This is a genomic window from Acidovorax sp. 100, from assembly GCF_003688355.1.
Taxonomy (GTDB): domain Bacteria; phylum Pseudomonadota; class Gammaproteobacteria; order Burkholderiales; family Burkholderiaceae_C; genus Acidovorax; species Acidovorax delafieldii.
On record NZ_REFD01000001.1, the window covers coordinates 2,246,346 to 2,262,307 of the forward strand.

Genomic DNA, 15,962 nt, shown 5'->3' on the forward strand with positions numbered 1-15,962 from the left:
CCTGTTTGTAATTATTCAGCGGCGCAGGATGCTAGCATGCGCCCGCACTGGGGCTGGTGCGGCCTGCGGCCATGCGGGCTCAACGCGCCAGGCCATCCCACCCATCCCGGAGACTCCTGCATGAAACGATCCGACAAGGACCAGCCCCTGATTGATGACATCCGCCTGCTGGGCCGCATTCTGGGCGACGTGATCCGTGAGCAGGAGGGGGTGGAGGCTTATGAGCTGGTCGAGCAGGTCCGCAAGCTCTCCGTGGCCTTCCGCCGCGACGCCGACCAGGAGGCCGACCGCGCGCTCAAGAAGCTGCTCAAGTCCCTGTCGGGCGACCAGACGGTGAGCGTGATCCGCGCCTTCACCTATTTCAGCCACCTGGCCAACCTGGCCGAAGACCGCCACCACATCCGCCGCCGCGCTGTGCACGAGCGCGCAGGCGACACGCAAGAGGGCAGCATCGAGGTCGCCCTCTCGCGCCTGCGCTGGGCTGGCATTGCGCCCAAGACGATTTCGCAGACGCTGGCGGGCAGCTACGTGGCCCCCGTGCTCACGGCCCACCCCACCGAGGTGCAGCGCAAGAGCATTCTGGATGCCGAGCGCGACATCGCCCAGTTGCTGGCCACGCGCGACGACATCCAGGTGCGCGCCCAGCTCTACAACAGTGCCAAGGACGCGCTCACCCCGCGCGAGCTGGCTGCCAACGAAGCCCTGCTGCGGGCCCGCGTGGCGCAGTTGTGGCAGACGCGCCTGCTGCGCTACAGCAAGCTCACGGTGGCTGACGAGATCGAAAACGCGCTTTCTTATTACGAAGCCACTTTTCTGCGTGAGATCCCCAAGATCTATGCGGACCTGGAAAACGAGCTGGGCCAGTACCCTGTGCACAGCTTCTTGCGCATGGGCCAGTGGATTGGTGGCGACCGTGACGGCAATCCCAACGTCACCGCGCAGACCTTGCAATATGCCCTGAGCCGCCAGGCCGAAGTGGCCCTGCGCCACTACCTGACCGAGGTGCACTACCTGGGCGGAGAGCTGTCGCTGTCGGCCCGCCTGGTGCAGGTGTCGGCCGAGATGGAGGCCCTGGCCCAGCGCTCGCCCGACACGAACGAACACCGCGTGGACGAGCCCTACCGCCGTGCGCTCACCGGCATCTATGCGCGCCTTGCCGCATCGCTCAAGGATCTGACCGGTGGCGAGGCCGCGCGCCATGCGGTGGCGCCACAAAACGCCTATGCCAGTGCCGAGGAGTTCCTGGCCGACCTGCGGGTGATCGAGGCCTCGCTGCAGTCCCACCATGGCCAGGCCTTGGCTGCCGAGCGACTGCACCCGCTGATCCGCGCCGTGCAAGTGTTTGGCTTCCACCTGGCCACGGTGGACCTGCGCCAAAGCTCCGACAAGCACGAAGAGGTGGTGGCCGAGCTGCTGGCCAAGGCCCGTATCGAGCCCAACTATGCCAACCTGCAAGAGGCCGCCAAGCGCGCGCTGCTGATCAAGCTGCTGAACGACGCGCGCCCATTGCGCGTGGTGGGGGCCGAGTATTCCGCCCATGCCCAGGGCGAGCTGGCCATTTTTGAAACCGCCCGTGTGATGCGCGAGCGCTTTGGCCACGAGGCCATCCGCCACTACATCATCAGCCACACCGAAACGGTGAGCGACCTGCTCGAAGTGCTGCTGCTGCAAAAGGAAGTGGGCCTGATGAGCGGCACCCTGGATGCCGAGTCGAAGAACCACCTTATCGTGGTGCCCCTGTTCGAAACCATCGAAGACCTGCGCAATGCCGCGCCCATCATGCGCGAGTTCTACAGCCTGCCCGGCGTGGCCGCGCTGGTGCAGCGCAGCGGCGGCGAGCAGGACATCATGCTGGGCTACAGCGACAGCAACAAAGACGGCGGCATCTTCACCAGCAACTGGGAGCTGTACCGCGCCGAGATCGCCCTCGTCGAACTCTTCGATGAACTCGCCACCACCCACGGCATCCAGCTGCGCATGTTCCATGGCCGGGGCGGCACCGTGGGCCGGGGCGGCGGCCCGAGCTACCAGGCCATCCTGGCGCAGCCCCCTGGCACCGTGCGCGGCCAGATCCGTCTGACGGAGCAGGGCGAAGTCATCGCCTCCAAATACGCCAACCCCGAAATCGGCCGACGCAACCTGGAAACTCTGGTCGCCGCCACGCTCGAAGCCACCCTGCTGCAGCCCACCAAGCCCGCCACCAAGGCGTTTTTGGATGCTGCTGCGCAGCTCTCGCTGGCCAGCATGGGCAGCTACCGTGCGCTGGTGTACGAGACCCCGGGCTTTACCGACTACTTCTTCAACTCCACGCCCATCCGCGAGATTGCCGAGCTGAACATCGGCTCCCGCCCCGCATCGCGCAAGGCCAGCCAGAAGATCGAAGACCTGCGCGCCATCCCCTGGGGCTTCAGCTGGGGCCAGTGCCGCCTCACGCTGCCCGGCTGGTTCGGTTTCGGTTCTGCGGTGGAAGCCTTCATCAACACCGAAGGCAAGGACCCCAAGGCCCAGCTGGCGCTGCTGCAGAAGATGTACCGCCAGTGGCCGTTCTTCCGCACCCTGCTGTCCAACATGGACATGGTGCTGGCCAAGAGTGATCTGGCCCTGGCGTCACGCTACAGCGAACTCGTGACCGATGCGCGCCTGCGCAAAAAGGTGTTTACCAGCATCGAGGCCGAGTGGCACCGCACGGCCGATGCGCTCACCCGCATCACCGGCGACAAGCAGCGCCTGACGCACAACACCGCGCTGGCGCGGTCCATCAAGCACCGCTTCCCGTACATCGATCCGCTGCATCACTTGCAGGTCGAGCTGGTACGCCGCTGGCGCGCAGGGCAGGGCGACGAGCGGGTGCAGACCGGGATCCACATCTCCATCAACGGGATTGCAGCGGGGCTGCGCAATACGGGCTGATCTGCGGGCACAGCGGTCCGAACCCGCACTTTCCAGCCTGCTGCTATCGCGGGCACCCACAACAAAAAGGGCTCCCAATGGGAGCCCAGTTTGTTTGGCCAGTGTGGAACTGTGTGTCTAAAACACCTCCCATGGCAGCAGCATCCGCACCGCGCGAAGTGCCACCACCATGGGAAGTCCCGCAACTGCGTCAATCGGTCATGCGATTACATGGCGCTGAATTCGCCCGAAGGGATCTGGCCGGTGCGCACGGCTTCAGCGGCCTGGGCACGCACGGCAGCACGGTCAGCGGTGGATTTATAGGTCACCACACGCGAGCCAGCAGGCTCGATGCTGCGTGTTTGAGCCACGGTGGCAGCTTCGGTAGCCACTTCAGCGCGGGTGCGGTTCGTGTCGAACTTCAGTGCAAATTGCGAGCCATCGGCTTCGTCAGCATGGGCACCAAAAGCGGCGAAAGCGGCAACAGCAGCGACGGAGAGGAAACGGGCGGTCTTGTTCATGATGAAAATCCTTGAAAGTTAAAAAGCGTCTCAAAAAAGCCGGGTCAAAAACCATTTCTGAACCGGGTTCGGTGAGTCGCCTTGCGGGTTCGGCTCATCGATGGGATGAACTGTACGCCGATGGTGTTCAGGGAAAAACCACCCAGTCGCAAACTAACTGTTCCAGTATTGGAAACAATCACCAACGACAGTTGGGTGGCGCAGTTGCGCCCTGGTGTTCGGTAATTCGGGGAGCTGCATCTCTGGTGCGAGGCCAGAGTCCACGTGTGGAACAGGTGCAGAGATCCGGACGGCCCGAGCCGCAGTGACGGCGTCAGTGGCAGACGCTGCGTCGCTCGGTGGCCAAGTCGCTCAGTCGCCCAGCAACTCGCCCACGGCCTTCAGGTCTTCCACCCGGTCGCACACGGCCTTCACGGCCATCATCACCGGGATGCCCAGCAGCAGTCCCCACAGGCCCCACAGCCAGCCCCAGGCCAGCACGCTGATGAACACGGCCACGGGGCTCATGCTGCTGGTGCGGCTGGTGAGCCAGGGGGTCAGCAGGTTGCCGATCAGTGTGTGGATGACCAGCGAGGCACCGCCAATGGCCATGGCCATGTCGAGCGTGCCAAACTGCAAGAAAGCCACCAGGGCCGAGGACCCCGTAACCAGCGCCGAGCCGATGTATGGCGCGAGGTTGAGCACGGCTGCCACCACCCCCCATACGGCGGCGTTTTCCAGCCCCAATGCCCAATAGGCCGCGCCGGTGGCCAGGCCGACCAGCACGCTGGTGAACACCTGCAGCAGCAGATAACGCTGTATCTGCTGGGTGATGTCCTGCAGCACATGGATGGTGACCTTGCGCCGCTCCAGGCTGGTGCCCGCAATGCGCAGCAGCTTGTCCCGGAACAGGTTGCCCGAGGCGAGAGCGAAGTAGGTCAGGAACACCACCACCATCAGCTGCCCCAGCGCCGACATCAGGCCCATGGTGCCGCTCCACAGGTAGTCGCGGATGTTGAAGGGCGGGCGCTCCACGATCACCCGCTGCACGCCCCGGCGGGGCGCTGTGCTGGCGGCGCTGTTTTCGTTGGCGGCCTGCTCGATCTGGGTGGCCGCCTTCTGCACAGTGTCCAGCGGACTGCTGCCACCCGCGCGTGCCTTGAGGTTGTCGCGGACCTTCTTGGCGGCGACAGGAACCGAGTCCACCAGTTGGGCCGCCCCGTCGCTGAGCGACCAGGCCGTGCTGGCCAGCCCGGCGACGATGGCCACCAGCAACAAGCCTGCCCCCAGCGCCCGCGGCACATGCCACCGGGCCATCATCTCCACCGCTGGCCGCAGCGCAATGGTCAGCAACAAGCTCAGCATGATCGGGATGAACACCGCACTGGCCCAGTGCAGCAGCGCGACGCTGGCGAACAGTGCCAGCAACGCGAGGGAGAGGTTGCGCACGTCCACGGGCATGTGGAGCATGAGAGGGGCTGCGTGGGACGCCGGACCGGCTGCCGGGGCGTACCCTGCTATTTCAGGGGCATCGGAGTCCTGGCGGGGTGCAGCGTCTGCTGCCGATGCGGCTGTTGCTTGCCCCTCCTCCAGGGGAGTTTGCGAGGAGGGCGTGGTAGTGGGCTCAGTCGTCATGCGCCGATTGTGAGGGGGCCTACAAACAATGCATGTAGGCGTTCAGCGCTTGGTACGGCATGGCCCACGGTCCTCAGCAGAGCGGCAAGGTGCGTTCCTTGTTGAGGGCATCTACGGTGCCCAGCAACTGTGGCCAATAGGTGGGCAGCGCCGACCATGGGGCTCCGATAGCCAGGTTGGTGGCGTACACCATGCCCGTGTTCAGGCGTGGGCGGTTCGCATTCTTTACGGCCGCTTGCATCTCGGTGCAGGTGCTGGCCGAGTGCACCAGCATCGCTTGCGCTGTGTTGGCCTTGGCATAGACCCAGGTGCTCGACGGCTGTGGATCCACGTTCTGGTACGCGGCTGAATTGCCCGCGTAGGTCACCAGCGTATCAGCAACCGCGGCGTAGGCCGGGACAGGGTAGGTGCCAGGATTGCCAACCAGGAGAGGGGTGCCTGGAGCGCTGGCACCCGTACTCATGCCCGAGGTCAATCCCTTGACGTAGTTGTAGATGTCCTGGAAGTAAGCGACCCGCGCGCTGTCGGTGGCCATGCCGTCCAGAAAAAAGCCATCAAGCAGTTTGGGATAGAGCCTGATGTAGTTGTCGATGGTGGCCTTGATGTCGGCGACGGAGAGTGTGCCGCCGCTGCTCGATGAGGTTGCCACATACCCGATCACGCGGTTGCTGGTGCCTGACACCGCCCTGAAGGCTTTGACTGCGGTGGTGAGGTCGGTGTCTTCCTTGGTGGACGCTGTCAGGATGCCGCTGTTGGTGCTGGCGATGACGTTGATCTGAACATCGGGATAGCTGGTCGCTCCGCTCGTCAGCGTGGCCCAGGGGGACGATGTACCGGTGGCCGTGAAATAGGCGGGGACCAACACCTGCAGCGGCTTGTGAGCGGGGCGCACATAGTACGTCAGGCTGTCACTGGCCGAGTTGGCGCTGCTGGTGGCAGTGGCTGTCACCTGAAATGTCGCGGTGGGCGGCAAGCTGCTGACCGTCAAGGTGGTGCTGGCGACACCACCAACCGTTGTGGGTGCCACAGGGGCCAGGGTGCCGGCAGTGCTGGGGTTCACGGCGAAGGTGGCAGCGGTGCCGTTTGGCGCGGCGCTGCCGTTCGTAGAGACATTGACGGACAGAGGCTCCGAGCTGCTGGGTTCAAGCACGTTGTTGGCGGACTGCACGAAACTCACGCTGACGGGGGCCGCAGCAGGCGGAGGTGGCGGTGCAGGCGGCGCGGGCGTGGCAGTTTTGTCCGATCCGCCGCCGCAGCCAGCCAGCGCGGCGGTCAAGGCCAGCAGGGACGCGAGGCGTTGTGTCGTGTTCTTGGTGTGCATGGTCTTCCGGGGTTTATTGGGTGTACGGCTATTGTGAGTGCTTGTAGTGGCGTCACCAAGCGCTGAAATCGCGGCTTAAGGTGGGGAAAGACGGCTTTGTTATGCCGATCACGGATGGCTGGCGCCACTAACATGGCCCCATGCGATCTTCCCTCCTGCGCATTTCGACCGTTGTGCCGTTGCTGGCAGCAACGCTGCTGGCTGGCTGCGGCACCCTGGACGTGCCACGCGCCGACAACTATCCTGCTACTGGTCAGAAAAAGGCCCGCGCCGTGCACCACTGGGATGTGCTGGCTGGCGATGTGGCTGGGCGAGTTGCCGAGAAGATCGCGTCCTGGCCTGCAGGCGAGTACCCCGTTCACGTGACGGTGGCGGACAAATCCAGCTTCAACGCGGGTTTCCTCAAACTGCTGACAGTGCATTTGTTGAACCGCGGCGTTGTCCTTTCCACGGTTCCTACTGCGGTGGAGCTGGAGGTGCAGACCCAGGTGGTCCAACACCTGGCCGGTGTTCCGCCCAATTTCCCTGTCCCGATCGCTGGGACCCTCATCGGGACCGGCGTGGGGGTATGGCGTGACTGGAAGGTGCACTATTCGGATCGCACTTTGCTCCCAGGCGTTGCGACAGCACTGGGGGTGGGGGCGGGTTTGGCATTGGACATGGCCCATCTGTACACGCAAGGTGCCGCAGCGGGCGGGCCCACGCGGACTGAAGTTCTGATCACTACGACACTCAAGAGCCGTGACCGTTATTTGGCTGGTTCCGCAGACCTGTACTACATCGAGCGCGAAGATGCCGCGCTGTACCAGCCAGAGGTCTTGGTGCCCGCACCGGCGCCCACCCCCGTTAAAACCTGGCGGGTGGTGGCACCATGATGCGCCGTTTCCATCCCGGCAAGCTCAGGTCCGCGTGGTGCTTGGGCATGGTGGTGGTGTCGGCCCTGGCGGTGCAGGGCTGCTCGACCAACCCGGTCCACAGCTATTACTACGGCGACCGTGCGGGTGGCGTGTCGCGCACCGACCTGATCGAGGTGAACGACCGGGCAACGGATGCCTTGCTGCTCAACGCTCCGCTGGACGCGAGCCAGCCGCTGTTGGTGGCCACCCTGGTCAATGTGGACCGGCTCAACGAGTCGTCGCGGCTGGGGCGCATCTTTTCGGAGCAGATCGCGGGGCGCATGGTGCAGCGCGGGCTGCGCGTGACGGAGGTGAAGCTGCGCGACAACCTGGTGCTGCACCGGGAACAGGGCGAGTTGCTGCTGTCGCGCGAGGTGCGGGAGGTCAGCCAGGCGCAGAACGCGCAGGCCGTGGTTGTGGGCACGTACGCGGTGTCGGCCTCGGTGGTGTACATCAGCCTTAAGCTGGTGAACCCGGTGGGCAACCATGTGATTGCGGCGCACAACTACGCAGTGCCCGTGGACGAGAACGTGCGCACCTTGCTTGCGGGGCGTTGATGGGTGGCTCGGCGTTCTGCCTTGCACCACATTCCATCGGCAGACAGCAGAAAGCAAAAAGGCCCCGAAAAGGGCCTTGTTTGTTTGCTATCTAATCAATAGCTAGAGCGGCAATACGCACTAGCGCATCGGGCACTTTTGGCTCAAAAATCACGCCAAGGTGTCAATCAATGCAGCATCAGCGCGCCGGCGGTCTTGCTCTTGCCGGCACGGGCGGGTGGGTTGCACAGGCCACAGGTGAAATGGCGGTTTTCGTACAGCTCGGTCACGAACTGGCCGCTGCACTGGCTGCACTTGGTGCGGGTCAACATGCCGGCGTCCACGAATTTCACCAGGCGCCAGGCGCGGGTGAAGGACAGCAGGGGTTCGATCTCGGCCGTGGCGACTTGCTCGTTGTACAGGCGGTAGGCCTTGGTCAGCAGCTCCACCGAATCCAGGTCCACGCCCTTGGACAGGTACTCGTAGATGTTCAAAAACAGCGAGCTGTGGATGTTCTCTTGCCAGGTCAGGAACCAGTCGGTGGAGAAGGGCAGCTGGCCTTTGGAGGGCGACTTGCCCGCGATCTCCTTGTACAGGCGGATCAGGCGTTCATACGACAGCGTGGTCTCGGACTCCAGCACCTGCATGCGGGCGCCCATCTGGATCAGCATGGCTGCGCGTTCGATCTGCTTGGATTCATTCAGAACGCTTTTGACAGGGGCTTTGGCGGCGGCGGTGGTGGTGGAGGACATGGCGGGCTTTCGGTGAGAACGGGACAACGCTGCGGGCTAGTGCTTCAGAGCACTTCCGACACGCGGCTGGCCATCAGTATGTTGGCGTGCAGGGTGTTGGTGGCGTCGTTGCCCACCTTCTTGGCCGAGTGGTTGGTCAGCAAGCTCCACACGAGGTTGTCGTCCACGCGGAAGCTGCAAAGTAGCGTGTTGCGGGAGGCCAGTTTCATCACTTGCGCTGCCGACAGCGAAGCGAGAATATCGGCAGACTCCTCGTTCATGCCCAGACGGAAAACCGCTTCGGCCTTGTCCTGACGGATCAGGGTTTGGGCCAGCATCAGGTAGGTGAGGTTGGCTTCGCGGATTTCAGCGAGGATTTGTTCGTTGGTCATGGCGGCTTCCTTTTTTCCAGTACCGGGTCTTGCGTTGCCTGCTGACTGCAGGTTTTGCGTGATCCGTTGAAATGGATTGTGAAACCGCCCCAATCAGAAATTAAGTCGGGGTTTGGCTGTGCCGCGTGTCTGGTTTCGCGGTGGGCTGTGTAGGAATTTGCCCTACACGCAGATCAGGCGCCGGCTGGCTTTTCAGGGGGCCGTGTCTGCTGCACTGACAGACAGCCACCCCGGAATTCTGCTCATGGTTTTGATAGCGCCTGCAAAACCATCTTTTTTGCGCTTTTGCAACTGGCGGCGTTCTTAGACGCCGCAGCGGGCGTTGTTCATCCTTTTTCGACCGGGCGCGTGGGGTCTGAACACCATTCGCTCCAGCTGCCCGCGAACAGCGCGGTGTGCCCCAGGCCGGCAATCTCCATGGCCAGCAGATTGGGGACGGCGCTCACACCGCTGCCGCACTGGTGCACCACCGTCGCCGGGTCACGGCCCGCCAGCAGGGCGTCGAACTCTGCGCGCAGCGTGGCTGCGGGTTTGAAGCGGCCGTCGGCACCGATGTTCTCGGCAAAGGGTCGGTTGAGCGCACCCGGAATGTGGCCGGCCACCGGGTCCAGCGGCTCCACCTCGCCCCGGTAGCGGGCGCCGGCACGGGCGTCGATCACGGTCTGGTCTTCGGGGCGCTGCAGGCGGGCCAGGACATCGCTGGCCGTGGCCAGCTGGCGCAAGGGCTCGTTCAGTGCAAAGTGGGACTGGAAGTGCGACGGCTCTCCTCCGCTGTGGACCGCACCGCCGGCGGCCTGCCAGGCCTGCAGCCCGCCGTCGAGCACGGCCACGGCGTCATGGCCTGCCCATTTGAGCATCCACCACAGGCGGCCGCAGTAGTTGGCGCCCTGGCGGTCGTACACCACGGCCTGCATGTTGTTGGCAAAACCCACGCCGGACAGCCACATGGCAAAACGTTCGCGGCTGGGCAGCGGGTGGCGGCCGCCGGATGCGGGCTGGTCGGCCTCCTGCGCCGTCACAGTGCCGGTGGCCCCAGGTGCGCCGTGCTTGGCGCTGAGGTCATTGTCGAGGTTGGCGTACACGGCGCCGGGGATATGGGCTTGCGCATATTGCTGCGCGCCGGCCGTCGGTTGCATGAGTTCGAAGCTGCAGTCAAACACCATCAGCGGCGCACCGCTGGCGATGAGGGCTTGCAGGTCGGGGGCGGAGATGAGCGTGGTGTAGGTGGTCATCGGCAGATCAGGTGCAAAGCAACCGGTTGGGCGGGGAGGCCTCCATTGTGGCCATCCCGATGGGGACTGTCCTCGCCTGCGCGCATTGGTTTTTGTATCGGTCAGTGTTCTTCGGCCGGTGCGCCGGGCGCGGCCCGGGCCCGCAAGATGGTGGCCACAATGCCGCTGCCCACGATGAGGGCCATGCCGATCCAGCCGATGGGTGGGATCTTGTCGCCAAACAACAGCACGCTGTAGACGGCGGCAAACACGATGCCCGAATACTGCAGATTGGCCACCACCAGTGTGCCGCGCTGGGTCTTGGCGCTGGCGTAAGCCTTGGTCATGCACAGTTGCCCGCCAGCCGCCAGCACCCCGATGGGCAGCAGCCACAGCGCTTGCCAGCCCGGCCAGTCCGACATGCCGGTGAACAGCATGGCAAAGCCGCCCGCCACCGCGGAGCCCGCCGCAAAGTAGAAGACGGTGCGCGACTCAGGCTCGCCCAGGCGCGACAGCGCCACCACCTGCATGTAGGCAAATGCGGCTGACAAGCCGGACATGAGGCCAATCATCCCGGCGAACGCCTGGTTCTGGTCCAGGCTGGGGCGCAGCATCAGCACCACGCCCACGAACCCGGTGAGCACCGTCAGCACCAGAGGGCCTTGCAGGGCAGGCCGGGGCGTGGCGGCGGAGGGCCGCCAGGCCAGCAGCGTGCCGCCGACCAGGAAAGCTGCGATCCACACGCTGCTCATGTAGTTGAGCGTCATGGCGGTGGCCAGCGGCAGGTGCGCAATGGCGTAGAACCATGCGCCCAGCGACGCCACCCCCACGAGGCTGCGCCAGGCGTGCATGCCGGGGTACCGCGTGGACAGCGTCACTTTTTGCGAGCGTGACAGCAGCCAGAGAATCAACATGCCGATGAGGCCCCGGTAACACACCAGCTCGGCGGAGTTGAAGAAGTCCGAGGCGATCTTGACGCACACGCCCATGCTGGCAAACAGGAACGCGGCCAACACCATCCAGAGGGCTTGCATCGGGTTGTGATCTCTTGAAGCGCGCCGTGGGGCGCAAAAATGAAAATAGCTGCCAGCGCTTATTTTTTAAGCACTGGCAGCTATTGTAATGAGAGCAGACCACGGCGGGCCTGCAGATTGGCAGGGTTTTGCCGCCGTATTCAGCGTTTTGGCGTGGCCGGGTCGATGGTGTCCGAGCCCATCGCCTCACGGTACCACTCGTGGAAGTGCTGCATGCCATCTTCCATGGGGCTTTGGTAGGGGCCCACCTCGTTGTCGCCGCGTGCCATCAGGGCCTTGCGGCCCGCGTCCATGCGCTCGCCGATTTCGTCGTCCTCGATGCAGGTCTCCATGTAGGCGGCCTTCTGCGCCTCGACGAACTCGCGCTCGAACGCAGCGATTTCTTCGGGGTAGTAGAACTCCACCATGTTCAGCGTCTTGGTCGGGCTGATGGGGTGCAGCGTGGACACGGTGAGCACATGCGGATACCACTCCACCATGATGTGCGGGTACAGCGTGAGCCAGATGGCGCCATGCTTGGGCGGCTTGCCCTCGCGGTAGGCGAGCAAGGCTTCGTGCCAGCGTTCGTACACGGGGCTGCCGGCCTTGCCGAGGCGGTTGGCTACACCCACGGTCTGCACCGAGTAGTTCTTGCCGAACTCCCAGCGCAGGTCGTCGCAGGTGACAAAACTGCCCAGGCCCGGGTGGAAGGGGCCCACGTGGTAATCCTCCAGATAGACCTCGATGAAGGTCTTCCAGTTGTAGTTGCACTCGTGCAGCTCCACGTGGTCGAGCACGTAGCCGTCAAAGTCCAGGTCGGCGCGTGGTCCCATCTGGGCGAGGTCGGCAGCCACGTCGTAGCCGTTGTCTTCAAACAGCAGGCCGTTCCACTCGCGCAGCTTGTAGTTGTTGAGGTTCAGGCACGGGTCGTGCGCGAAATGCGGTGCGCCCAGCAGCTCGCCCTTGGCGTTGTACGTCCAGCGGTGCAGTGGGCACACGATGTTGCCGCCCGCGCTGCCCTTTTGCTGGGTGTTCAGCGACCCTTTGCCCTTGAGCATGACCGCCTGCCGGTGGCGGCAGACGTTGGAGACCAGCTCGATACCGCCCTGGGCGTTGCGCACCAGCGCGCGGCCCTCGCCCTCCTGGGGCAGTGCGTAGTAGTCGCCCGCGTTGGGCACAGCCAATTGATGCCCCACATAGCGGGGCCCGCGCTGGAAGATGGTCTCCAGCTCGCGCTGGAACAGCGCATCGTCAAAGTAGCTCGAAACTGGTAGTTGGCTTGCGGCCTGCTGCAGTTGAAGACTTAAATCAGACATGGGTGACCTGACCTAAAGACTCCCCACAGAGAGAGTGCGGGAGGTGCGCCCGCGAAGGCGCATCTGGAAAAAGAAAACCGGCTAGGGTGGGTAGCCGGCTCGACGGGAATGGGATTATAGGCGGTGGGGTTATTCCCGCACCCCCGCTACGTGAATAGAAAACACCGGTTCCCGAAAAATAGAGACCTCCCACGGATCGGTCACTGTCTGACACGGGCGCCACAGCGCTGCGCCTAAAATCACCGGTTTTTCACCCGCGCACTGCCGCCCCCTCCATGCCCAAGGCCCCCGCAACCCCTGCTCCTCCCGCCGAACCTGCCAGCTACGAGGCGGCCCTGGAGGAGCTGGAGCAACTCGTGGCCCGCATTGAATCGGGCCAGTTGCCGCTGGACCAGATGCTGGCTGGCTACCAGCGCGGCGCCGCCTTGCTGGCTTTTTGCCGCCACCGGCTCGATGCCGTGCAGGACCAGATCAAGGTGCTGGACGACGGCCAGCTGCAACCATGGAACCAGGAATGAGCGCATTGCCGATGACTTCCTCGACGGCGTCGAACCCGCCCCTGGATACGAATCTCTGGAGCCAGAATCACCTCGCCCGTGTGGAGCAGGCGCTGTCCTTGTGGGTGGGCGACGGCGCTCCGGCAGGGCTGGGCGACGCCATGCGTTACGCCGTCCTGGACGGCGGAAAGCGCCTGCGGCCCTTGCTGGTGTTGGCTGCCTACGAGGCGGCGCGCAGCGGCACCTCGGACTCCGTGGCACCCGAGGGCGCGGCGGTTCAGGCAGCTCTGAACGAAGCTGCCCTGCGTGCCGCGTGCGCGGTGGAGCTGATCCACGCGTATTCACTGGTCCACGACGACATGCCCTGCATGGACAACGACGTGCTGCGCCGTGGCAAACCCACCGTGCATGTGCAGTTTGGTGAAGCCCAGGCCCTGCTGGCGGGCGACGCACTGCAGGCATTCGCGTTTGAACTGCTGACCCCCGACAACACCCTGATCCCCGCTGCCATGCAGGCGGCCCTGTGCCGGCTGCTCGCGCGGGCTGCGGGCTCGGCCGGCATGGCGGGCGGTCAGGCGATTGACCTGGCCAGCGTGGGCGTGGCGCTGACCGAAGCGCAACTGCGCCAGATGCACCGTCTCAAGACAGGCGCCTTGCTCCAGGGCAGCGTGCTCATGGGGGCCCTGTGTGGCCACGCGGCGCCCACCGCCTACCAGGCCCTGTCAGACTATGGCGCTGCCATGGGGCTGGCGTTCCAGGTGGTGGACGACATCCTGGATGTGGTGGCGGACTCGGCCACCCTGGGGAAAACGGCGGGCAAGGACGCGGCCGCAGACAAACCCACCTACGTATCGTTGCTCGGTCTGGAGCGTGCGCAGGCCTACGCGCAGGAGTTGCTGGCCGAGGCCCATGCGGCCCTGGGACGCAGTGGCTTGCCCGACACCCGTGCCCTGGCAGCCCTGGCGGACATGGTCGTGCGCCGCTCCCACTGAGCCCGGCCCTGGTCCCCGGCGACTCTCTCAATGTCCAAATGCCTGCTGGTGCTTGAATCTCTTGCGCTCGTAGCTATCAAAAGAATAGTCAATGTCCACGACACCCTTCCCCTTGCTGCAGACCATCAATGACCCGGCAGACCTGCGCCGGCTCTCGCGCGCGGACCTCAAGGTGCTGGCGACCGAGTTGCGCGAGTTCGTGCTGCAGAGCGTGTCGCAGACCGGTGGCCACCTCAGCTCCAACCTGGGCACGGTAGAGCTGACCGTGGCTTTGCACCATGTCTTCAACACCCCGGAAGACCGCCTGGTGTGGGATGTGGGCCACCAGACCTACCCGCACAAGATCCTGACCGGCCGCCGCGACCGCATGCACACGCTGCGCCAGATGGGCGGTATCTCGGGCTTTCCGCAACGGGCGGAGAGCATTTACGACACGTTTGGCACAGCGCATTCCAGCACCAGCATCTCGGCAGCCTTGGGCATGGCGCTGGCTGCCAAGCGCAAGGGCGACAGCCGCCATGCCGTGGCCATCATTGGAGATGGCGCGATGAGTGCCGGCATGGCGTTCGAGGCGCTCAACAACGCGGGTGTGGCCGACTGCAACCTGCTGGTGGTGCTGAACGACAACGACATGAGCATCAGCCCACCCGTGGGCGCGCTCAACCGCTATCTCGCGCAACTGATGAGCGGGCAGTTCTACGCCGCCGCCAAGAACGTGGGCAAGACCGTTTTGCGCCCAGTGCCGCCCCTGCTCGAATTTGCCAAGCGCTTCGAGCAACAGGCCAAGGGCATGGTGGTGCCCGCCACGCTGTTCGAGAAATTCGGCTTCAACTACATCGGCCCCATCGACGGGCACGACCTCGATTCGCTGATCCCCACCCTGGAGAACATCAAGAGCCTCAAGGGCCCGCAGTTCCTCCACGTGGTCACCAAGAAAGGGCAGGGCTACAAGCTGGCCGAGGCCGACCCCGTGGCCTACCACGGCCCCGGAAAGTTCGATCCCTCCGTGGGCCTGACCAAGCCTGCCACGCCGCCCAAGCAGACCTTCACCCAGGTGTTTGGCCAGTGGCTGTGTGACATGGCGGCGCAGGACGCGCGCCTGGTGGGCATCACGCCCGCCATGCGCGAGGGCTCGGGGATGGTCGAGTTCGAAAAGCGCTTTCCGGACCGCTACTACGACGTGGGCATTGCCGAGCAGCATGCCGTTACATTCGCGGCTGGCATGGCCTGCGAAGGTGTGAAGCCGGTCGTGGCCATCTACTCCACCTTCTTGCAGCGGGGCTACGACCAGTTGATCCACGACGTGGCCTTGCAGAACCTGCCCGTGGTGTTTGCATTGGACCGTGCGGGCCTGGTGGGCGCCGACGGTGCCACGCATGCAGGCGCCTATGACATCCCGTTCGTGCGCTGCATTCCGAACATGAGCATGGCCTGCCCCGCCGACGAGCGCGAATGCCGCCAGTTGCTCAGCAGTGCGTTTGAACAGGACCACCCCGTGGCCGTGCGTTACCCGCGTGGTAGCGGCGCAGGTGTGGCGCCGCTGGCTGCGCTCGATGGCCTGCCGTTCGGCAAAGGCGAGATCCGCCGCGAGCGCAAGGGTGATGCTGACGGCAAGGCGCCCCGCATTGCCATCCTGGCGTTTGGCACCTTGCTGTATCCCGCGCTCGAAGTGGGCGAGGCGATCGATGCCACCGTGGTCAACATGCGCTGGGCCAAGCCCATCGATGAGGCCTTGCTGCGCGAGGTGGCCGAGCGGCACGACGCCCTCGTGACGGTCGAAGAGGGCGCCATCATGGGTGGGGCGGGCAGCGCAGTGACCGAGGCACTCAACGCCATGGGCATCGTGCGCCCCGTGTTGCAGCTGGGGTTGCCCGATGTCTTCATCGAGCATGGCGACCCGGCCAAGTTGCTGGCGTTGCAGGGGCTGGATGCGGCGGGCATTCGCGCATCGATTAACGCCCGGTTTTTGCCTGGCAACGCGGGCTGAACGGAGGCGGGCTGCGGGCAGCGCGCCGCGCTGGCCGTGGGTGCCG

14 protein-coding genes are annotated in these 15,962 nt (G+C 64.6%); 6 read left to right on the forward strand and 8 right to left on the reverse strand.

Features of this window, described 5'->3' with window-relative positions; genetic code table 11:
- Positions 1–120: 120 nt before the first annotated feature.
- On the forward strand, positions 121–2,910 hold the full coding sequence (gene ppc / locus C8C96_RS10420; protein WP_121942265.1) for a phosphoenolpyruvate carboxylase: 2,790 nt from the start codon (positions 121–123) through the stop codon (positions 2,908–2,910).
- Between the two features lie 206 nt (positions 2,911–3,116).
- Here the strand turns inward: ppc and C8C96_RS10425 are convergent, their stop codons facing one another.
- The 3 genes from C8C96_RS10425 to C8C96_RS10435 all read right to left on the reverse strand — a co-directional run bounded on the left by C8C96_RS10425 (position 3,117) and on the right by C8C96_RS10435 (position 6,345).
- Entirely contained in the window at positions 3,117–3,410 is a 294-nt protein-coding gene (locus C8C96_RS10425) for a DUF4148 domain-containing protein (protein ID WP_116747710.1), read from the reverse strand.
- A 351-nt stretch (positions 3,411–3,761) separates the two neighbouring features.
- A complete protein-coding gene (locus C8C96_RS10430; RefSeq protein WP_121942266.1) occupies positions 3,762–4,859 on the reverse strand; it encodes an AI-2E family transporter in 1,098 nt (365 codons plus the stop codon).
- Positions 4,860–5,097: 238 nt separating this feature from the next.
- Positions 5,098–6,345, reverse strand: coding sequence for a spherulation-specific family 4 protein (locus C8C96_RS10435; protein WP_121942267.1), 1,248 nt, complete (start codon positions 6,343–6,345; stop codon positions 5,098–5,100).
- 140 nt (positions 6,346–6,485) lie between these two features.
- Between C8C96_RS10435 and C8C96_RS10440 the strand changes: the two genes are divergently transcribed.
- Both C8C96_RS10440 and C8C96_RS10445 read left to right on the forward strand, forming a co-directional pair.
- On the forward strand, positions 6,486–7,220 hold the full coding sequence (locus tag C8C96_RS10440; protein ID WP_121942268.1) for a hypothetical protein: 735 nt from the start codon (positions 6,486–6,488) through the stop codon (positions 7,218–7,220).
- Positions 7,217–7,798 (forward strand): FlgO family outer membrane protein, encoded by a 582-nt coding sequence (locus C8C96_RS10445; protein WP_121942269.1) that lies wholly within the window; start codon positions 7,217–7,219, stop codon positions 7,796–7,798. Before C8C96_RS10440 ends, C8C96_RS10445 begins: the two co-directional genes overlap by 4 nt.
- A gap of 167 nt (positions 7,799–7,965) precedes the next feature.
- Here the strand turns inward: C8C96_RS10445 and flhC are convergent, their stop codons facing one another.
- The 5 genes from flhC to C8C96_RS10470 all read right to left on the reverse strand — a co-directional run bounded on the left by flhC (position 7,966) and on the right by C8C96_RS10470 (position 12,440).
- Entirely contained in the window at positions 7,966–8,529 is a 564-nt protein-coding gene (gene flhC / locus C8C96_RS10450; protein ID WP_015015271.1) for a flagellar transcriptional regulator FlhC, read from the reverse strand.
- A gap of 44 nt (positions 8,530–8,573) precedes the next feature.
- Entirely contained in the window at positions 8,574–8,900 is a 327-nt protein-coding gene (flhD, locus tag C8C96_RS10455; RefSeq protein WP_015015270.1) for a flagellar transcriptional regulator FlhD, read from the reverse strand.
- Positions 8,901–9,226: 326 nt separating this feature from the next.
- Positions 9,227–10,132, reverse strand: coding sequence for a sulfurtransferase (locus C8C96_RS10460; RefSeq protein WP_121942270.1), 906 nt, complete (start codon positions 10,130–10,132; stop codon positions 9,227–9,229).
- Positions 10,133–10,233: 101 nt separating this feature from the next.
- A complete protein-coding gene (locus C8C96_RS10465) occupies positions 10,234–11,145 on the reverse strand; it encodes a DMT family transporter (protein WP_121942271.1) in 912 nt (303 codons plus the stop codon).
- 140 nt (positions 11,146–11,285) lie between these two features.
- The gene (locus C8C96_RS10470; RefSeq protein WP_121942272.1) at positions 11,286–12,440 is read right to left on the reverse strand and encodes an aromatic ring-hydroxylating dioxygenase subunit alpha; all 1,155 of its coding nucleotides are present in this window, start codon (positions 12,438–12,440) and stop codon (positions 11,286–11,288) included.
- Positions 12,441–12,715: 275 nt separating this feature from the next.
- Here C8C96_RS10470 and xseB point away from each other — a divergent pair, with 275 nt between their 5' ends.
- The 3 genes from xseB to dxs all read left to right on the forward strand — a co-directional run bounded on the left by xseB (position 12,716) and on the right by dxs (position 15,916).
- A complete protein-coding gene (xseB, locus tag C8C96_RS10475; protein ID WP_056066864.1) occupies positions 12,716–12,958 on the forward strand; it encodes an exodeoxyribonuclease VII small subunit in 243 nt (80 codons plus the stop codon).
- Positions 12,955–13,929: a polyprenyl synthetase family protein gene (locus C8C96_RS10480; RefSeq protein ID WP_121942273.1), complete on the forward strand. Its 975-nt coding sequence runs from the start codon at positions 12,955–12,957 to the stop codon at positions 13,927–13,929. The genes xseB and C8C96_RS10480 overlap by 4 nt, the downstream gene beginning before the upstream one ends.
- A gap of 91 nt (positions 13,930–14,020) precedes the next feature.
- Positions 14,021–15,916, forward strand: coding sequence for a 1-deoxy-D-xylulose-5-phosphate synthase (gene dxs, locus C8C96_RS10485; protein WP_121942274.1), 1,896 nt, complete (start codon positions 14,021–14,023; stop codon positions 15,914–15,916).
- Positions 15,917–15,962 lie beyond the last annotated feature (46 nt).